Here is a 19,607-nt window from a genome sequence, read left to right on the forward strand (position 1 = left end):
GCTGGATTGAAATGAAGCTCTTTTATAGATCCGTTAAACTCTGTTTAAAACGGGTTAAAAAATCATGCGTTGGTTGTTTTAAAAACTCTGCGTATAAAACAGGCCGTAAGCGTTTAGGGATATTCAATCTCCTGGTTTTGTCTTTAAAATCCTTTGGCATGCTTAAAGTTTTTTGAGGTTTAAGAGCGATAAAAACATGCTCTCTATCCTTTTCAATGATGAATTTTTGAGCGATTTCTAGGCTAAAAAAATGGCGTTTGATTTCTTCTTTTTGAGAAAAGCTCAACACATACCCCTTTTGCTTTAAGATTTTATCCACCATAAAAAGCGCATTTTGCGAATACTTAAAAAAAGTGATCCCATGCATTTGTGAAACAGGAATCAAAGGGTAAAGCCGCTCTTTTTCTTTATCCAAAAATTTAAAACTTTGGATAATGCCCTTAGAATAATGTTGCATCAAGGAGTTAGCGTAATTTTTCCTGAAAAAATTGCGTTTGAATTTTAAAGAAGAATTAGAATCATCTTCAAAAAATTCCCGATCTTTAGCAAGCGTTTTAAGGGTGTCTTTAGGGGTGTAGAGCAAGGGGCGAACAATCGCATAAAACCCTCTTTTTTCATAAGCTTGAAAGCTTAAAAGCGTGTTTAGCCCAGATCCTTTGCTTAGTTGCATCAAAAACCATTCCAGCCTGTCATTCAAGTGGTGCGCTAAAATCAAATGCTTGTAAGAATGCTCTTTGATCAAAGTTTCAAAAAAATCATAACGGATCTTTCTCGCTTGCATTTCAAAATTGCATTCAATCTTTGGGGCGTAATGGATATAGCATTTTTTATGGTGTGCTTGGGCGAGTTTTTGGGCGTGCTGGATGATTTCAAGGCGTTGTTTTTGCGTGTTGTAATCCACTAAAGCGGTGTCAAAAGCGATATTTTCTTCAACTAAAAGATGAAACAAGCAAGTAGAATCCGACCCACCCGAAAAACCCAATAAATTTTTCCCCTCTCTTAAAGGCTCTAAATAGGTTTTAAAATCTCGCGCTATCAAATCGGCATTAAGCATAGATTTAATTCATCGCATTCTTTCATGAAACTTCCTTGCGAGAAAGAATGCTTTTCAACAAGCTTGCGCCTTCTATGCCTAAAATTTCATTCCTAAGCTTTTTTACTTCATGCAAACTCGGGGCTTTTTCATGGACGACTTCATTGCGAATATCTTGAAAAAACTTGAAACTTTTTTGAAAAGAAGAATTAATAAATCTGTTCAAGCTCTCTTCCAAATGGCACTGAACCCTTTTGTGCATCAGCAAGTATTTAATGCTCCCAAGATTGGGCTTTTGAGTGAAAAAATCTTCAAGTATCAAAGATTTTCCCTGGACTTTATAATTTAAATCATAAAGGTTGGGATCTTTTGTGCAAGCCTTTAAAAGAACTTTTTTAGCAAAAAGATAAATTTCGTATTCTAAAGTTTTGGAATATTTGACGATGATGCTTGTAAAATCATTCAAAAGATCGTTTTCGCTTTGTAAAAGCTCTAATTCTGCATGAATGATGTTATTGATGCTGTCAGGGTGTAAGAGGTAAAAAAGCCTTTTGCCAAAAACAAAACGCATGAAATTTTCTTGCATAATCAAATATTCTTTGCTTTTATACACGCTCAAATAACGCTTTTCATCGCCTAAAAAATAAGAACGCTCTTCTTTCAATCTCACCGGCAAAGGACAGACATAATTATTCCCATAAATGGCGTAAGTGTGGTTATTGGGTGCGATGAAATTGGCTAAAAACTGATCCCTTAAAAGGCTAAAGTCTTCCCTGACTAATTCCCTTAAATCGCTGATAATAAAAAAGTCTTCCACTTCCAATTTTTTTTCTTTATAATAGCTAGGGATCAAACTCTCATCAATCTCTTTAGAAACCTTTATCACCTTAGCGGCAAATAAATTAGCGTAATCGGTCAAAAAAAGCTGCAAAAAATTCTTTTCATTGGTGGCTTTGTAAATCTCTTCTAAAGAGTCGTGCTTTTCTTGATCGTTGAGCTTTGATTGGATTTTACCAAAGCCCACTTGGGATTTTTCCTGTAAAACGCTTAAATGTTGTTGGATCACCTCTTTTTGATAATAAGGGTTATAAAGGATTAAAAGATGGTTCATGCCTTGAGCTTATTTTAGGATTTCTTTGAGGTTTTGCTTGATCTCGTCAGGATTTTGTTCGTATTCTTGGATGAGATCTTTTAAAATTTCAAACAATTCGTTAAAATCTTGCGGGTGCTCTTTCTTAAACTTCACTACCAAATCCAAAGCTTCACAAGCGTTATTCAATGGATCTTTATCGTCATTGAAAGCGTCTTTTATACCCAAAACCATCTTGGTAATGCGAGTGCTTTGCCCAGGGCTTGAAATGCGTTTGCATATAAAGCCTTTGAATGCGTTGGCAAGCTTAAAAGATGCGCAAATTTTAGAAAACATCGCCTTTCCTTATTAAAAGATTTAAAATACCGCTTGTTGGCTTAGCCCGTTTCAAGCTCAGCCAAAAAGCCTTTTTGATGCGTTTTTGAAATTTTAACATAAATTCAGTTCATTCCTCTTCAGGCTCAACATCTATAATATCTTTGCCCTTGATAAAATCCTCGCCAGTTTGAATCCATTTTTCCAATCCTTGAGCGCACTCTTGCGTTTTTTTAACGCTTTCTTCGCATGCTTGAATGCATTTTTCCAGTTCAAACACGCTCGGGAAACATGTTTGTTTAAATCTGGTTTCATCGTTGATGAGATTTAAGATTTCTTGTTTTTGTCCGTCAAAATGAGATTTCATTTCTTCTTTAGTTTCTTCAAATTTTTGTTGTTTTTTGTATTTAATCAAAGAATCCACTCCTTCAATAACAAGACCGATAAGCGGTAAAGCTTTGTTTATGTTGCCTGCCAATTTGACAGTGCCCCAAGGTTTGAATTTTAAAGCCAAATCTATGCCTACAAATTTTGCCACAGCCACTATCCCGTCTCTAGTTAGTTTGATATTAGTTGCATTGATAAACTTGCTTTGTTTTAAAAGATCGATTCCAATCCTTCCAAATGTTCCGGCATGTTTTTCAAAAGAACTCATATCGGCGTTAAAAGTCGTCCCGATTTTAGCAATTTCATTTGAAATCCCTTGCGTTTGCCTTTCAAATTCATTTTGAATTTTTGTGTCTATATTGATACCTTTATCGCCTATTTCTCTAATAGCAAAATCATTAAAGGTTTCTATGTTGGTGCCCAAAATTTGACGGATGAGATCGCTAAAATACCTTATTATAAATTCTCTTAAATGAATGCGGGCTTGAGAAATTTCTTTATTTAAATCTTGAATCTCCTTTCGCCTTTTTTCAAGCGTTTTATTCAAATATTCCATTTCTCTATTAATATCTTGCAACGCTTGTTTTGCGGGCGGCATTTGCCTATAGACCACATCTTGAATGACGCTTTTTTTGGCTTCTTCTATGATGGTTAATTTCCCGCCATTTTCTTTAATCTTTTTTTGCGTCGCATCTTGCAAGGCTTTGATGTGTGAGAGCTTTTGAAACTCTTCTTGATGCTTTAGCCAGTGTTCCATCCCCAAATCAAAAGGGTTTGCCGCAACAGCGACAATAATCAAACTTTCTTTTTCTTCTTCGCTTAAAAAAATCAAATCATTCAGTCGGTTTTGAATGTTTTCTTTTTTAATCTTAAATCTTTTGTTGTAATCTTCTTCATCTTCAATATCCGCTTCTTCATCAAAACGGCTGATGACAAATATCGTCCTGGATAAAAGATTGAGCGTCCTGCACAACCAATTCAAATCGTCCTTATGGCTTTCTTTGATAGGGTTTGACGGGTTGAGCGCGTATAAAATGAGATGGGCTTCGCTGATATATTTTTTTTTCGTAATATCTTTATAGCGTTCTATTTCGCCGCTATCAGTTATTTTTTCTTTAAACCCGAACAATCCAGGGGTGTCAACCAGCTCAATTTCATTGTCTATATCATAGATTTTAACTTCATCGCTGGATTCTTTGTGGTCTATCTTCATGCTCTTGTCTAGCCGCTCGATCCAAGCTGCCGCTATGGATGTTTTCCCTTCAGAAAAACCTCCCACTAAAGCCACTTTAAGTTTTTGACCGGCAATATTTTCCATCGCATTACGAATCTTGTCTTTGAGAGACTTTTCAACCTTGATTCCGTATTCTTCCCCAATATGGACAAAATCAAGTAATTTTTTAAGAATTTCTTGATTCCTCTTTTGGTTTCTTTTAAATTGTTCTAGCGTTTCATTCTTCATTGCATGCTCCTTGCTTTGATATTGTTAGATTGATGCTATGAGAGATGTATCCTAATTTTTCATGGGCTTCTTTCAATTGTCCTTTCATGCGTTCGCAATGATTGACAAGTTTGTTAAAACCGGCGTTGAGTTCTTCAATCATTCCCAATGCACCTTTTTTATAACTTTCAATGCGGCTTTTCACATTCTCTGCAATTTTTTCACAAGCTTCATCTAACTTCTCATCCACTGCTTTTCTTTGTTGGGATTTTTTATAATCTGAATCAAAAAAACTCCACACTGCTTTAACTCCCCCCACAAATACTAAACCCACTCCTGCAATTAGCACAAACTCACCTACTATAGGCGTTATTAAAAGCAACACCAAACCTCCTATTGAACTAAATAAGCCTATTGTATCAATGCCGTTATCCATATTAAAATCAGCATTAAAATTACCGCTATCAATACCGATGCGTTCTAACATTGCTAGAGAATCTTTAACTCTTTCTTCAAGTTGTTCAATATTTTTTCCTACACTTCCGCGGAATTGTTCCTCGCATTCTTTGAACCGCCATTTTATGTTTTTGCCCAATTCTTTAACTCTTTGTTTGCATTCATTTTCAAGAATTTCTTTACATTCCTCATCTTCAATACCTTTTTCAATACGCTCATGCATTTCTTTTCTAAAATCAGATTTGAATTGATCGATTTTGCTGAACGCTGAATTTGTTAAATCTGATATAAATTTTTCTTTAGAACGATCCAAATTAAAGTGAGCTTCTTGTTGGTGTTCTTGTGTTTCTTTAATCCCTGGATCGATCTGTTTTTCAATCATGGTTTTGATCGCTTTTTGTAATTCTTCTACCACTTTTAAGGCTTTATTGCAATTTGATTGAATGATTTTGGCGCACGAGTTTTTAAGAAGCTCTTCGGCTATAAATTCTACTAGTTGTTTGAAATGGGATTTATACAATAATAATTCTTCTACTTTAAAAATTTCTAGAAATTTTTGTTTCTTTTCATCAAAATCAGTCTCTGGGATCAAAGCCTGTGAAAGACCATAAAAAGCCGCTTGAGCGCTCACTGCTTTATAGCCCATGTAGTGTTTTCCTAAAATGTTTTTCATCTCTTTATTTAAAATTTTTAAGCTTTCTTTTTCGTTTTCATTAACAAGCTCATCTTTTAAGGCTCTTGGGCTAGTAATCGGTTTGTTGTAAATCGCCCATACCTCTGTTTGCGAATCAAGCTGTCTTTGGATTTTTTCAATCGTTCCTTCTTTTCTCTCTTCTCCTTTTTGCGGAGGATTAGGCGTTTTGGTAACATAAAAAATAGCATGGGCTTTTTGCGTTGCGTTAGAAATCTGATCAATCACTTTTTTTTCGCTGCCTTCTATCCCTGGAACATCCAGCAAAGTAAAGGTTTGATGGTTGTATTGGAAAGGATAAGATTGTGTTTTTAAAGTGGAATCGCTCCTCCCATCGCCTATAATCGCTCCATCTTGCAATGAATGGAGTTCGTTTAAAATATTTTGTTTTTCAGATATATGATTTTCTTTTTTTAGTTCTATATTATTTAATTCATCTTGAGATTTTTGGAAACATTTTGATATTTCCTTAAATTTTCTATTTCCTGTAAGAAAATGAAAAATTTTAAAAAATATGTTGCATTCTTTTAAAGAGGTAAGTTTATTTTCAAGATCTTGCAATGTTTTTTGAAAGTCAGAAATTTCCGTATCGTATTGTTCTATAAGGCGTTCATCATCTTTATATTTTTCTTGATAATCTAAATCAAGTCGCTTGAATCGTTCTTGTTGATCTCTTTTACTTTGTTCTTCAAAAAACATCCTCAAACATTCAATGAGGGTTGATTTCCCCGCACCGGTTTCCCCATAAAAGGCAATGGTAAAATTTTCCCACTCTTCATTATTTTTTAAACTTTCAAGCTCTTTTAAACTTTTAAGTTCTAATTGTTGGAATACCTTTAACGCTTCTTGGTTGAATTGCTTTAGTTTTTCATCTTTGTCATCAGCGTTTTCAAAAATACTCTGAAGTTCTTTAATACTCTTTTCTACGCCAAGATAAATGTTTTTCATTTTGCATGCCTCAAGCGGATTTTTCTCGTGCATTTTAACAAAAAAAAACGCAAACCCCCACGCTCTAACTGCGCTCTAGCCGTGCTTTTAGCCTTATGGCTAACTTTTAAAAAGGGCTTAAAACCTTAGCGAGTAAGATATTGTCTTTAAACGCACTAGGCATAATCGTGTAATGTCCGGGTTGTAAAGGGGTGGTTAAGGCGCTGTCATTGATTAAAATTTCCCCATCCACTTCAGGCGCCCACCTGAGATCCCTTGCTTTGTAAAAATATTCGCCCTCTTTATTTTCCACTAACGCCTTAATGGGCTTATTTAACAAAGCCTTAAAAGAATGGTTTTGGTGTTTTAAAGCGATTTTATTCAAGGCTTTAATGCGGGCGTTAATGATTTTTTTAGGCACTTTCTCTAAAGAATAGGCATGCGTGTTTTCTTCCGCGCTGAAAGCAAAAATATTCAATCTGTCAAACCGGAACTCGTCTAAAAACGCGCTCAATTCTTCAAATTCGCCCTCATTCTCTTCTGGATGCCCTACAATGATCGTGCTTCTTATAAAGCTTTCTTTAACCTGTTTCATGGCGTTTAAAAGCTTTAAATGGTGCGCTTGGCTGGAGTTGCGCCGCATTTTTTTAAGCATGGAGTCGCTGATATGCTGGATGGGCATGTCAAAATAATTTTGAAAAATAAGCGAGTCTTCAATCGCACCAATCAGCTCTAAAGTGGTGCTAGAGGGGTAGAGATATAAAATACGAGCGCTCTTTAAGGCTTGCTGTTTGTCAATCGCCTTAATGAGCTGGATCAAGCCGTCTTTTTGCCCCTTATCGTATAAAAATGAGCTAGAATCTTGAGCGATAAAAGTCATATCCTTATAGCCTTTAAGAGCCAGATCTTCTACTTCTTTTAAAATGGAGTCTAATTCCCTGCTTTGCAATTTCCCCTTAAAGCTAGGGATAGCACAAAAAGAGCATTTTTGGTTACAGCCCTCAGAAATTTTAACATAAGCATGCACGCTTGATCCTGTGATGATGCGCACGTTATAATGCTCGCTTAAAAACACTTGCTCGCTGAATTGGTTTTGTTTTTTAGCGATCAAAATATCAATTTTGTCATAATCCCCCACGCCGGTAAAAATATCCACTTCAGGGATCAACTCTTTGATTTCATCTTTATAGCGCTCGCTCAAGCACCCGCTCGCAATCAAAAGCGCTCCTTTTTTTTTGTCTTTAGCGGCGTTGAGAATGGTTTGGATACTCTCTTGTTTAGCGCTTTCAATAAATCCGCAAGTATTGATAAGGATCACATCGGCGTTTTTAGCGTCATTAGTGAGCGTGTAGTTATAAAGCTTGCCTAGCATCACTTCTGAATCCACCAAGTTTTTAGAGCAACCTAATGAGATTAGGCAGAGTTGTTTGTTTTCTTTAACTTGCATGTTAATGGCTTTTTAGATTTTTCAGATCCACTTCCCAAAAGAAATCAATCCATTCAGGAGCGTCTTTCAAAAACGCGTCGGCTTTGTATTTCGCGCTTGTTTTTTGGAACAAACTCGCACTATAAAACTTTTTATCAGGGTGTTTTTCTTGCAACACTTTAAGCACCGCTTCTAAAGAATTACCGCTATCTACGATTTCATCTACCACTAAAATGGTTTTTAGACGCTCTTTGATCGTGGGGATATTTTCAATTTTTAGGGCGTTTTGTCGGTGGGTGGTGTCATAAGAAATCGCATTGATGCCATAAACTTCCCTTAAATTCCAGTGCAAACTCAAAAAATGCGCTAAAGTCATGCCCCCTCGCATCACGCACACAAGGGCTTCTGGGACACCGCAAATTCGCTCTACTTGTTTTACTAACTCCAAGCTGTCTTTCAAAAAGGCTTCATAAGAATAATGCATTGTGATCCTTAAATTTCGTAATATTGCTTCAAAAAAGTTGTATTCGCCACGCCGTCAAATTCCCTTAAATCCAAATCGTTTAAGGCTAATTCTAGGGCGTTTAAGGCGTAAGCGCTTTTATAAACAGGAATGATCCCCATGTGGTTGATGCGAATGAGCGCGTCTTTATAAGGCTCTTGACCGCCCGCAAATTGCACCTGGTATTTTTCTTTCAAAAGGTTTTTTAATTCTTTGGCATGCTCGCTAACAATCGTTGTCATGCTCAAGCTCGGGCTTTTAGGGAAAATCTTTAAACCCAGCGCTAAAACGGCTTTTTGAGTGGCTAAAGCAACTCTTTTAGTCTCTTGATAGAGCACTTCAAAGCCCCCTAAATTCTGCACCAATTCAAAATAGCGCTGCAACCCTAAAGTGTGTAAAATAGGAGCAGTGTAGCTTGTGGTGTTGTTTCTTTGGTTTTTTAATTCGCTCTTCAAATTAAAATAAAACCCCACATCGCGTTCTTCTATGCGATCAATTGCCTTTTGGCTCAATGCGATTAAGCTCATCGCAGGAGGCAGCATGAACGCTTTTTGACTCCCTCCAATGAGCGCATCCACATGCGTTATTTCTAAAGGCTCAACCCCTAAAGCGGTGATCGCATCTACTATTACAAAAACATTCGGGTTAGTTTCTTTAATGGCTTGAGCGATTTTTTCTATAGGGTGTCGTAACCCCCCACTAGACTCGCATGCTTGAATGCAAAACGCATCAATGTTAGGGTTGGCTTTAAGCACGTTTAATATTTCATCCACTTGAGCCGGTGTGTCCCATTCATAGACTAATTCATGGGCTTTGATTGAATGGGCTTTAGCGATCTTGCCAAACCTTTCGCCAAACTTACCCGCATTAACAAACAGCAACTCTTTTTGACATAAGGAAATCACACTCGCTTCCATAGCCCCCGTCCCGCTGCTGCTTAAAAGCAAAACTTCTTCTAAACCGGTCATTTTTTTTAAATTTTCTCGCACGCTTTGGAAAATCTTTTCAAAATCTTTAGTGCGGTGGTGGGGCATTGGCTGAGAAAAGCTTGAGCGCATCTCTTCATTAATGGCTACAGGGCCTGGAGTGAAAAGCAACATTTTAAAATTAACCTTTAATTTTTAAAGAGAATTTAAAAGTTATCATACTAAAACGCGCTTAAAATTAAGCCTTATTGTTTAAGAAATTCGCTTTTTAATCCAAATAAAATGCTAAAATGCCATGGTTTAAAAAGAATTTAAGGCAATAATTGAATAAATTCAGTCTTCGCACGTGTTTTTTAACCCTTTTTTTTAGCGGGTATTCCAAAAAAGCTCCTGGAACGATAGGGAGTTTAGTAGCGTTGTTACTGGGCTTACCTATTTTATTTTTTTCGGCTAACACTTTGTTTTTAGGGGCGGTTTTTGTTGGGCTTATCGCTATCGCTCAAATAGATAAGGAAGAAGAAGAGAGTAAGATCCATGACAGCTCTTACATTGTGATAGACGAATTAGTGGGCATGTGGCTGGCGATGGCGATTAGCGGGTTATCGTTAGCGGGTGTGATCTTGAGTTTTATCTTTTTTAGGATCTATGATATTACTAAGCCCTCACTCATTGGCAAAATAGACAAAGAAGTTAAAGGGGGCTTGGGGGTGGTGGCTGATGACGCTTTAGCGGGTGTTTTAGCCGGATTGAGCGTGTTATTAGTTATCAATGTTTTAGGATTTTTCAACATTAAACTTTAATTTTAAGAAAATTCAAAAGCCTTTTTTTAGGTAAATATAGATAGACTTTATTGCAATCGTTTTTAGGGAGTTTGATCGTGGAGTTTTGCGTTTTATTTGGTGGGGCGAGTTTTGAGCATGAAATCAGCATTGTGAGCGCGATCGCACTTAAAGGAGTGTTAAAGGATAGGATTAAATATTTTATTTTTTTAGATGAAAACCACCATTTTTATTTGATTGAAGAATCCAACATGCATTCAAAATACTTCGCTCAAATCAAAGAAAAAAAATTACCCCCCCTAATTCTCACACACAATGGCTTGCTTAAAAACTCGTTTTTAGGGGCTAAGATAATAGAATTGCCTTTAGTGATCAATCTTGTGCATGGGGGCGATGGCGAAGACGGGAAATTAGCGAGCTTGTTAGAATTTTATCGTATCGCTTTTATAGGTCCTAGGATTGAAGCGAGCGTGCTGAGTTACAACAAATATTTAACCAAGCTTTACGCTAAAGATTTAGGGGTAAAGGCTTTAGATTATGTTCTTTTGAATGAAAAAAACCGCGCTAACGCCTTGGATTTAATTGGGTTTAATTTCCCTTTCATTGTCAAGCCTAATAGCGCCGGAAGCTCCTTAGGGGTGAGTGTTGTGAAAGAAGAAAAAGAATTAAATTACGCTTTAGACAGCGCGTTTGAATATTCTAAAGAAGTTTTAATAGAGCCTTTCATTCAGGGAGTGAAAGAATACAATTTAGCCGGCTGCAAGATCAAAAAGGATTTTTGTTTTTCCCATATTGAAGAGCCTAACAAACAGGAATTTTTAGATTTCAAACAAAAATATTTGGATTTTTCACGCAATAAAGCCCCTAAAGCGAGCCTTTCTAACGCCCTAGAAGAACAATTAAAAGAAAATTTTAAAAAACTCTATAGCGATTTGTTTGATGGCGCGCTCATCCGTTGCGATTTTTTTGTCATAGAAAATGAAGTGTATCTTAATGAGATCAACCCCATTCCTGGCAGTTTAGCCAATTATTTGTTTGATGATTTTAAAACAACGCTAGAAAATTTAGCGCAATCATTACCCAAAACCCCTAAAATCCAAATCAAAAACTCTTATTTGTTGCAAATCCAAAAGAATAAGTAATGGCCAAACGCAGTATCGCTTATTTGGATAGCGTTTTTGACATTTCCTACACTTTTATAGACCACCATAGCCCTTTAAACGCCTTGTTTTTGCATGGCTGGGGGAGTTCTAAAGAGATCATGCAACAAGCGTTTCAAGGCTGTTTTTTAAATTATAACCATTTGTATGTGGATTTGCCCGGCTTCAATCAAAGCCCTAACGATGAAAAAGTCTTAGAAACTAAAGATTATGCTAATATCATCAACTTGTTCTTAAAAAGCGTGGATAAAAAAGCGCATGTAGCCTTTGGGCATAGCTTTGGAGGGAAAGTGGCGATCTTGTGTGAAAACGAACGGATGGTTTTATTGAGCAGCGCTGGGATTTTAGAGCCAAAACCCTTGAAAGTACATTGTAAAATCCTTTTAGCTAAAATCTTTAAAAAATTAGGCTTGAATTTAGGGTTTTTGAGGAGTAAGGACGCTATGGGACTTAATCAAGCGATGTATGAAACCTTTAAAAAAGTAGTTAGCGAAGACTTTAGCGATCATTTCAAACGATGCGAGAAAGAAGTTTTATTATTTTGGGGTAAAGATGATAAAGCAACCCCCTTAAGCTCCGCTCAAAAAATGCAAACCTTATTGAAAAGAAGCGCGTTATTCGTTTTAGAAGGGGATCATTTCTTTTTTTTAAACCAGGCAAAAGAGATTGAAAAACTAGTGGAGAATTATCATCATGCAAAGTCTTAGTTGGCTGAATTTAGCGTTTCGTTGGCTCTTTATAACAGGGCTTGGTTATTATATAATGACTTTATTGCAGTGGTATCATTACAGCGTGTTTAGGATCTTAACCAAGCACCACAAAATGCGTTGGCATGGGATTTATTTTTTATTGCCTTTAGGGGTGTTTATCCTATCGTATGCTTTCACAATGCCGTTTGTTTTTGATTTTTTTTGCGGCGTTATTCAAATGCCCATGCTCATTGTTTGGGCCAAACGCAACGACAAACCTTTAGTTTTCACGCCAAGGGTGAAGCGCTTTTTTATCTTCTTATTATTATTTTTAATCTTGCATGAAATCTTAAATGCAGAATTAGTCCCTTTGAATGGGATTTCGCTCGCGCTAGGCTATTTGTGTTTATTCATATTTGTTTTAAGCGCTTCTTTAATCTTTGAAAAAGTCTTATCCAAGCAGTATTTGCAAACCGCTAAAGATAAAATCGCCTCTTTAAAAAATTTAAAAGTCATCGCCATTACCGGAAGCTTTGGGAAAACCAGCACCAAAAATTTCTTGCTTCAAATCTTACAAACCACATTCAACACGCATGCAAGCCCCAAAAGCGTCAATACCCTTTTAGGGCTTGCGAATGATATTAACCAGAATTTAGACGATAGGAGTGAAATCTATATCGCTGAAGCCGGGGCAAGGAATAAGGGCGATATTCAAGAAATCACCCGCCTCATTGAACCGCACCTTGCCGTGGTCGCAGAAGTGGGCGAACAGCATTTAGAATATTTTAAAACTTTAGAAAATATTTGCGAGACTAAAGCGGAATTATTGGATTCCAAACGCTTAGAAAAAGCCTTTTGTTACTCTGTAGAAAAAATCAAGCCCTATGCCCCTAAAGATAGCCCTTTAATAGACTATTCTAGCCTGGTTAAAAACATCCAATCCACTTTAAAAGGCACTTCTTTTGAAATGCTTATAGGTAGCGTTTGGGAAAGCTTTGAAACAAAAGTTTTAGGCAAATTCAACGCTTATAATATCGCTTCAGCCATTTTAATCGCTAAGCATTTAGGCTTAGAAACAGAAAGGATCAAACGGCTTGTTTTGGAACTCAACCCCACTGCCCATCGTTTGCAACTTTTGGAAGTGAATCAAAAAATCATTATAGACGATAGCTTTAATGGGAATTTAAAGGGCATGTTAGAAGGCATTCGTTTAGCGAGTTTGTATGAAGGGCGTAAAGTCATTGTAACACCGGGATTAGTGGAAAGCAATACAGAAAGTAATGAAACTTTAGCGCAAAAAATAGACGAGGTTTTTGATGTCGCTATCATCACAGGGGAGTTGAATTCCAAAACGATTGCTTCACAATTGAAAACCCCCCAAAAAATCTTACTCAAGGATAAGGCGCAATTGGAAAATATCTTACAAGCCACCACGATTCAAGGCGATTTGATCTTATTCGCTAATGACGCCCCTAATTACATTTAGGAAATGAACATGCAACATTTATACGCTCCTTGGCGCGAAAGTTATTTGAAAGAGAAAGATAAGAGTTGTGTCTTTTGTGAAATTTCTCAAAACCCTACAAAAGATTCAGAAAACAGAGTGCTTTATAGAAATAGCGATCTCTTTGTTGTGATGAACGCCTACCCTTATAACCCAGGGCATTTGTTGATCATTCCCCATGTGCATCAAGCGAGCGTTGAACTTTTGGAGCTGAATACTTGGCTGAACATGAATATATTAGCGCCTAAAGTGTTAAAAGCGTTGTATGCTTATGGCGCTCAAGGGATTAATTTAGGTTTGAATTTACACAGAAGTGCCGGAGCAGGGATTCCTGATCATTTGCACATGCATTTAGTGCCTAGGTTTTTAGGCGATAGCAATTTTATAAGCGTTATCGCTCAAACCAGGGTGTGCGGGATTGATTTAAATGAAACCTATCTTACCTTAAAAAACTTATTAGAAAAGGAGCTTGGTTGAAAATAAACGCTTTTAGTTTGGGTGCGCTACAATTGATTTTAATTCATTTTAGGGAGTGTAAGCGATGAAGGTGCGTGGGTTTAAGATAAAGATGCGTGGGTTTAAAATTTTTTCAGGGAGCGCTCACCCTGCATTTGGTAAAGAAGTGTCAAAGCATTTAGGCATTCCCTTATCCAAAGCGGTGATAGGCAAATTCAGCGATGGCGAAATCAATATCCAAATCAGCGAATCGGTGCGCGGTAAGGATATTTTTATTGTCCAGCCCACTTGCGTGCCGGTTAATGACAATTTAATGGAATTGTTAGTCATGGTAGATGCTTTAAGGCGCAGTTCGGCCAATTCTATCACAGCGGTGTTGCCGTATTTTGGCTATGCCAGACAGGACAGAAAAGCGGCCCCAAGAGTGCCTATCACGGCTAAAATGGTCGCTAATTTGATGCAAGAAGTGGGGATTGAAAGGATCATTACAATGGATTTGCATGCCGGGCAGATCCAAGGCTTTTTTGATGTGCCGGTGGATAATTTATACGGATCTATCGTTTTTAGAGATTATATCCGCTCTAAAGCGTTAAAAAACCCTGTGATCGCTAGCCCTGATGTGGGTGGGGTTACAAGAGCCAGGTATTTTGCCAATCAAATGGGCTTAGATTTAATCATCGTGGATAAGCGCCGTGAAAAAGCTAATGAAAGCGAAGTGATGAATATTATCGGCTCAGCAAAGGAGCACGATGTGATTTTAGTGGATGATATGATTGATACCGCAGGCACGATCTGTAAAGCCGCTTTGGCCTTAAAAGAACAGGGGGCAACTTCTGTCATGGCGTTAGGCACGCATGCGGTTTTGAGCGGGAATGCGATCAAGCGCATTAAAGAAAGCGCGTTAGATGAAGTGGTGGTAACTAATTCTATCCCTTTAGTTCAAAAATGCGATAAAATCACCACCTTAAGCGTAGCGTCCTTATTTGCGGAAGTGATCAGAAGGATTTATCATAACGAAAGCGTCCAATCGCTTTTCACTTAAAAAGGGAGGGGTTAAAAAGATGATAAAAAAAAGGGGGAGTGGTGGATTCTGTAGGACTTGAACCTACGACCAATCGGTTATGAGCCGAGTGCTCTGACCAGCTGAGCTAAGAATCCAAAATTCCCAAAAGATGGTTCGCTATTGTATCCAAAAATATAGCGAAAAGCAAGCAGGTTTTCTAGGATTGCAAATAGGATCATAAAAGTGATAAAACTGCTCCCCCCATAGCTGAATAAGGGTAAGGGAATCCCCACCACAGGGGCTAACCCTAAAGTCATGGCGATATTCACGCTGGAATAAACAAAGATTAAAATAGAAATCCCAAGGGCTACAATCTTTAAAAACCAATCGCTGTTGCTCTCAAACAGATAAAAAAATAAATGCAAACTCAAGCCTATATAAATCGCAAAAAGCAACATAGCCCCTAAAAACCCAAAACGCTCCACGAAGTAAGCGAAGATAAAATCGCTCGTTGCAATAGGCAAAAATTTGAATTTGGTTTGCGTGCAGGCTTCTTTAGATTTGCCTAAAAACCCGCCCGATCCTATAGCGATAATGGATTGCATGACATGGTAATTAGGCTTTTCAGAAAGAAAGTCTGCGATGCGCTTTTTTTGGTAATCATGCAAGAAATGATAAGCGATAGGCGAAGCCACTAAAAGAGCGACAAAAAGAGGGAGCCACACCCTAGTTCTTAAACCCACGATCAATAAAATCCCAAAACCCATGATCAGCACAATAAGAGCCGTGCCTAAATCAGGCTGTTTCAAAATCAAAGCCGCCGGTAAGCAAATGTAAAAACTAATCTTTAAAAACATGCCCCAATCATAGCCCTTAAAAGGAGGCGGGTTGATTTTAATCAAATGCGCCAATAACAAAAGGATAGCGATTTTCACGGGTTCGCTGGGCTGTAAGGTGATAGAAGTGAAAGGAATGACTAGCCATCGTTGCGCCCCAAGCTTGCTAGAACCCATAAAATCCACTAACGCCAATAAAATAACGCATGCCCAATAAAACACAAAGAGCCACCGATCGAGCTTCCTGAAAGGGATAAAAAACACGATCCAAAAGAGAAGAAACCCTATCGCATAATAAACCCCTTGCTTCAAGCTCAAAACCGCACTGCTCTCAAAAATCAATACAAAAGAAACCACCAACAAGGGGATGATAAACACAAAAGGCAAAAGATCAAAATGCATCCAAATCCTTTTGTCTAATGCCATGCGTTTTTCATAACCCCTAATCTTATTGTGTTAATTTCTTGATTGTATCCAAGTTGAGATAATTCTCCTTAAAGAGAGAAGTGATCATGCCAACTTCATCAGGCAAATTGACTTCGCCCGTCTCATCATTAAAGCACTTTTCTAGCACTTTCAAATACGCAAACCCAATGCCTTCTGTGATAACAGCAGCGGTTGCGCCCCCTGCAACACTCCCCACAACAGGAATGAATTTAAGGAAACCACTAACGAGCGTTCTCCCCACTTGCGCGACAGCGGTTACGCTTAACAATCCTGCGACCAAACTTGCACCCACAGATTTATCCAAATCCATTCCAAAAGCGTCATTCATTTTATAGATCATTCCTGCTTGAATGGGCGCGATAGCGAGTGCATCGCTAAAGGGTATGGGGATAAGTCCAGCCGCTCCTGCAGCTCCTGATGCAACATGGATAATGGTTTTACATTCCTCTATCATGGCCTGTTTTCTTTCTTGAATCTTAACTTTTTGAATACTCAAGAAATGCCTTCTCTTATTTTTTATAGCGTCTGAAAGACATTTTTTCGTTTCATCTACCAATTCTTCTAAACCTTCAACAGGGACTTTCAACCCCCTAAATGAAAAGGCAACGGAATTGACTCTCACATAAGCTCTGACAAAACCTTTAACCCCCATTCTTCGTCTATGATCGCTTTAGATTCTTGGACAAACGCCTCGCCGGCTTCGGCTTGAGTGTGTGTGAAAACGACAATCGTTGGGATATTCCAATCTTTAGCGAAGCTTAATAACTCTCTCTCTCTTGAACCCTACTAGAAGTCTCTTTAACGCACAAATACGCCACATCAATGGCTTCTTTTTCGCTAAGCGTTTTAAAAGAATCTTCCATTTCTTTTTTAATGCTTTGCACGGTGTCGTGGTAATCTTTATCTTCAATGCCTTTAGTGTCCCACAAAATCAAGCCCTTCTGTTCATCAATGTATTTTTCAAGGTGCTGAGTGATAGGTTTTCCTACGCCTGCTTTAGCGATTTCTTTACCAAAGAGAGCGTTAATGAGCGAGCTTTTACCCACCCCAGTACCCCCCATGAGCAAAACGTTCATCTTTGGTTTTTCCTTTTTGATAAATTCAAGCATCTTGCTCATGTTCAATCCTCCCTCTTTCCCATCAAGCGTGAATGAGTCGCCTAAAAAGCCACGCAAAATGCCGTTCAGTTTATCATGCCCGTCGTGTTCCATTAGAACCCCTTTAAAAATGATTTGAGCCACACAATGTTGGCGCACCGATTATAGCGTATTCAAATAATGAAATAGGATTTTTTTAAGGTTTTGAGTAGAATAATGGTTTTTAAAAATGCAAAAAAGAGTTTGAATGCAAAAAGTTTTCATCGCCCCTACCCATTACAAACGCATTGATGAATTTTTAGCCAAAGAATTGCAAATTTCTAAAAACCAGGTATTGAATTTGATTAAAGAAGGGCTAGTGTTTTGTCAAAAAAAGGAGGTCAAAAAAGGGGGGCTAGCTTTAAAAGAGGGCGATACAATCACGATTTTAACGCCCAAAATCACGCCCAAACCCTTAAAAAAAGAGCTTGATTTAGAAATAGAAGTCATTTTTGAAGATGAAGACTTGTTAGTGTTGAATAAGCCCCCTAATCTAGTCGTCCATAAAGCCCCAAGCGTGAAAGAGCCTACTTTAGTGGATTGGTTGGAATCTAAAAATTACGAGCTTTCTAATCTTGGCTTAAAAGAGCGCTATGGGATTGTGCATCGTTTGGATAAGGACACGAGTGGAGGGATTGTCATCGCTAAAAACAATTTTACCCATGTTTGTTTGAGCGAGCAACTCAAAACTAAAATGATGGGGCGCTACTATATCGCCTTACTTTCAACGCCCCTAAAAGAAGAAAAAATGAGCGTGGAATGCTATTTGACAAGAAACCCCAATAACCGCTTAAAAATGATAGCACTCAAAGCGGCTAAAAAAGAAAAAAGCCGCTATTCTAAAAGCGAATTTACTAGCTTGCTGACTTCTCAAAATGGCATGGATTTGATAGGGGCTAAACTATTCACCGGGCGCACGCACCAGATCAGAGCGCATTTAGAATATTTGAACAGACACATCATCGGCGATAATCTTTATGGGCTTAATGGAGCGCTTTTTAAAGAAGAAATAAGAATCATGCTGCATGCCTATTTGATAGAGTTCAAACACCCCAGAAGCGAGCAAAAACTGCGCTTTAAAGTTCCCCTATTAAAGGATATGTTAGAATATCTTAAAAAAGTTTTTAACAAGGAGAATTTAGATGAGGTCTTGGATGAAGAAAAAATACTTCACGCTTTTATTGCAAAGTAGTGTGGTATTAGCGGTTTTTATAGGGTGTTCTTCTACCAGGAATCATACTTTTTCAGCCCTTAATAATCAAGAAAATATAGATACTAAGCTTCCGGTAGTCCATTCTATTAAAACCATTAACGATGTGAGTTCAGTGGGTTTTGAATGGCCTAAAATCGCTGATACTTATGACATTGATGGGTTTATTTTGTATCGTTTGAAAAAAGACTCCAAGCTTAAAAGAATCGCTACGATTAAAAACCCTTATGCGACCCACTATTATGATGAGGGGCTAGAAACAGAGAGTTCTTACACTTACCAATTAGCCACTTACAAGGGCGATAAAATCTCTAACCTTTCAGACCCCATTCTAGTAAAAACCTCTTTTATCAATCCTGTAGAAAGCGTGTTCGCAAGCCTTAAATACCCTAAAAGCGTGAAAGTCTTTTGGAGCCCGCACCCAAATCCCAGCGTTTCTAAATACATCATTCAAAGGCAGAATAAAGACGGCAAATTTTTAAATGTAGGGGCTGTTAGGAATCGCTTGTTTGTGGAGTTTTTTGATAAAGATTTAGAGGATGGGAAAAAATACCGCTACCAAGTCATCGCTGAAAATTTCATGGGGGATAAATCTAGGCCTAGCGTGATAGTGGAGGGAAAAACCAAAGATTTACCCAAAGAAATCACTAATGTTAGAGTGAGCCAAAACCTCACACGACACATTGAATTGAGTTGGGATAAATCCCCAGAAGAAGATGTGATAGCTTATCGCATTTACGCTTCCAATAACCGCAACGATAAATACAAGTTCATCGCTCAAACTAATAACACTTCTTATGTGGATAAAATAGAAAAAGACAATCTCACGCGCTATTACAAAGTCGTCGCCCTTGATAAAACGCATCTTGAAGGGGCATTACCCAAAGAGCCTGCCATGGGTGAGACCGCTGACAGACCCGAAGCCCCTATCATCACTAAAGGGACTATTCAAGACTCTTCAGCTTTCATTCAATGGGAAAATAACCCAAGCGCTAAAATAGCCACTTATGCGGTGTATCGTTTTGAAGCCAATTCTAAAACCCCTTTGCGTTTTGGGAATATCACCAAAAACCAATTCGTGGATAAAGACATGAAAGTGGGCGTGGCTTACCGCTATCAAGTGGTGAGCGTGGATAAAGATGGTTTAGAGTCGCACCCCAGCAAAGAAGTGCGTTTGTTTTTAGAGCGCTAAA

General features: G+C 38.0%; 19 protein-coding genes and 1 tRNA gene. 8 read left to right on the forward strand and 12 right to left on the reverse strand.

What is annotated here, in order from left to right:
* Positions 1 to 22 precede the first annotated feature (22 nt).
* The 8 genes from tilS to DBU79_RS04705 form a co-directional block, all read right to left on the reverse strand.
* Positions 23 to 1,054, reverse strand: coding sequence for a tRNA lysidine(34) synthetase TilS (gene tilS, locus DBU79_RS04670; RefSeq protein ID WP_154411690.1), 1,032 nt, complete (start codon positions 1,052 to 1,054; stop codon positions 23 to 25).
* Positions 1,055 to 1,076: 22 nt separating this feature from the next.
* Positions 1,077 to 2,144: an HP0729 family protein gene (locus DBU79_RS04675; protein ID WP_154411691.1), complete on the reverse strand. Its 1,068-nt coding sequence runs from the start codon at positions 2,142 to 2,144 to the stop codon at positions 1,077 to 1,079.
* A 9-nt stretch (positions 2,145 to 2,153) separates the two neighbouring features.
* Positions 2,154 to 2,405, reverse strand: coding sequence for a hypothetical protein (locus tag DBU79_RS04680; protein WP_223822635.1), 252 nt, complete (start codon positions 2,403 to 2,405; stop codon positions 2,154 to 2,156).
* Positions 2,406 to 2,568: 163 nt separating this feature from the next.
* The gene (locus tag DBU79_RS04685) at positions 2,569 to 4,287 is read right to left on the reverse strand and encodes a LeoA/HP0731 family dynamin-like GTPase (RefSeq protein WP_154411692.1); all 1,719 of its coding nucleotides are present in this window, start codon (positions 4,285 to 4,287) and stop codon (positions 2,569 to 2,571) included.
* Positions 4,277 to 6,361, reverse strand: coding sequence for a GTPase (locus DBU79_RS04690; protein WP_229764019.1), 2,085 nt, complete (start codon positions 6,359 to 6,361; stop codon positions 4,277 to 4,279). Before DBU79_RS04690 ends, DBU79_RS04685 begins: the two co-directional genes overlap by 11 nt.
* A 106-nt stretch (positions 6,362 to 6,467) precedes the next feature.
* Positions 6,468 to 7,787, reverse strand: a complete 1,320-nt coding sequence (gene rimO / locus DBU79_RS04695; protein ID WP_154411694.1) for a 30S ribosomal protein S12 methylthiotransferase RimO — start codon at positions 7,785 to 7,787, stop codon at positions 6,468 to 6,470.
* 1 nt (position 7,788) lies between these two features.
* On the reverse strand, positions 7,789 to 8,250 hold the full coding sequence (locus DBU79_RS04700; RefSeq protein WP_108305339.1) for a phosphoribosyltransferase: 462 nt from the start codon (positions 8,248 to 8,250) through the stop codon (positions 7,789 to 7,791).
* 8 nt (positions 8,251 to 8,258) lie between these two features.
* Positions 8,259 to 9,368, reverse strand: a complete 1,110-nt coding sequence (locus DBU79_RS04705) for a pyridoxal-phosphate-dependent aminotransferase family protein (RefSeq protein ID WP_154411695.1) — start codon at positions 9,366 to 9,368, stop codon at positions 8,259 to 8,261.
* A gap of 149 nt (positions 9,369 to 9,517) precedes the next feature.
* On the opposite strand from DBU79_RS04705, the gene DBU79_RS04710 reads away from it, so the two are divergent.
* The 6 genes from DBU79_RS04710 (at position 9,518) to DBU79_RS04735 (ending at position 14,824) form a co-directional block, all read left to right on the forward strand.
* On the forward strand, positions 9,518 to 9,994 hold the full coding sequence (locus tag DBU79_RS04710) for a phosphatidylglycerophosphatase A family protein (protein ID WP_154411696.1): 477 nt from the start codon (positions 9,518 to 9,520) through the stop codon (positions 9,992 to 9,994).
* Between the two features lie 77 nt (positions 9,995 to 10,071).
* Positions 10,072 to 11,115 carry a D-alanine--D-alanine ligase gene (locus tag DBU79_RS04715; RefSeq protein WP_154411782.1) on the forward strand — a complete coding sequence of 348 codons (1,044 nt, stop codon included), beginning with the start codon at positions 10,072 to 10,074 and terminating at the stop codon, positions 11,113 to 11,115.
* Positions 11,115 to 11,840: a lipase EstV gene (estV, locus tag DBU79_RS04720; RefSeq protein WP_154411697.1), complete on the forward strand. Its 726-nt coding sequence runs from the start codon at positions 11,115 to 11,117 to the stop codon at positions 11,838 to 11,840. Before DBU79_RS04715 ends, estV begins: the two co-directional genes overlap by 1 nt.
* The gene (locus tag DBU79_RS04725; protein ID WP_154411698.1) at positions 11,827 to 13,308 is read left to right on the forward strand and encodes a Mur ligase family protein; all 1,482 of its coding nucleotides are present in this window, start codon (positions 11,827 to 11,829) and stop codon (positions 13,306 to 13,308) included. Before estV ends, DBU79_RS04725 begins: the two co-directional genes overlap by 14 nt.
* Positions 13,309 to 13,317: 9 nt before the next feature.
* The gene (locus DBU79_RS04730) at positions 13,318 to 13,803 is read left to right on the forward strand and encodes an HIT family protein (RefSeq protein ID WP_154411699.1); all 486 of its coding nucleotides are present in this window, start codon (positions 13,318 to 13,320) and stop codon (positions 13,801 to 13,803) included.
* Positions 13,804 to 13,867: 64 nt separating this feature from the next.
* On the forward strand, positions 13,868 to 14,824 hold the full coding sequence (locus tag DBU79_RS04735; RefSeq protein WP_154411700.1) for a ribose-phosphate pyrophosphokinase: 957 nt from the start codon (positions 13,868 to 13,870) through the stop codon (positions 14,822 to 14,824).
* A 39-nt stretch (positions 14,825 to 14,863) separates the two neighbouring features.
* Here DBU79_RS04735 and DBU79_RS04740 read toward each other — a convergent pair.
* The 4 genes from DBU79_RS04740 to DBU79_RS04755 all read right to left on the reverse strand — a co-directional run bounded on the left by DBU79_RS04740 (position 14,864) and on the right by DBU79_RS04755 (position 17,279).
* Positions 14,864 to 14,940: transfer RNA gene (locus tag DBU79_RS04740), tRNA-Ile, on the reverse strand.
* Positions 14,902 to 16,047: an FtsW/RodA/SpoVE family cell cycle protein gene (locus DBU79_RS04745; RefSeq protein WP_154411783.1), complete on the reverse strand. Its 1,146-nt coding sequence runs from the start codon at positions 16,045 to 16,047 to the stop codon at positions 14,902 to 14,904. Before DBU79_RS04745 ends, DBU79_RS04740 begins: the two co-directional genes overlap by 39 nt.
* Before the next feature lie 22 nt (positions 16,048 to 16,069).
* Positions 16,070 to 16,720 carry a YcjF family protein gene (locus tag DBU79_RS04750; RefSeq protein ID WP_229764020.1) on the reverse strand — a complete coding sequence of 217 codons (651 nt, stop codon included), beginning with the start codon at positions 16,718 to 16,720 and terminating at the stop codon, positions 16,070 to 16,072.
* Between the two features lie 106 nt (positions 16,721 to 16,826).
* Positions 16,827 to 17,279, reverse strand: coding sequence for a GTPase (locus DBU79_RS04755; protein ID WP_134890327.1), 453 nt, complete (start codon positions 17,277 to 17,279; stop codon positions 16,827 to 16,829).
* A gap of 133 nt (positions 17,280 to 17,412) precedes the next feature.
* Between DBU79_RS04755 and DBU79_RS04760 the strand changes: the two genes are divergently transcribed.
* Together DBU79_RS04760 and DBU79_RS04765 are read left to right on the forward strand one after the other, a co-directional pair.
* Positions 17,413 to 18,396 (forward strand): RluA family pseudouridine synthase, encoded by a 984-nt coding sequence (locus DBU79_RS04760; RefSeq protein ID WP_154411701.1) that lies wholly within the window; start codon positions 17,413 to 17,415, stop codon positions 18,394 to 18,396.
* Positions 18,359 to 19,606, forward strand: coding sequence for a fibronectin type III domain-containing protein (locus DBU79_RS04765; RefSeq protein ID WP_195834236.1), 1,248 nt, complete (start codon positions 18,359 to 18,361; stop codon positions 19,604 to 19,606). The genes DBU79_RS04760 and DBU79_RS04765 overlap by 38 nt, the downstream gene beginning before the upstream one ends.
* Position 19,607: the final 1 nt, after the last annotated feature.

Source organism: Helicobacter pylori, from assembly GCF_009689985.1.
Lineage (GTDB): Bacteria > Campylobacterota > Campylobacteria > Campylobacterales > Helicobacteraceae > Helicobacter > Helicobacter pylori_CG.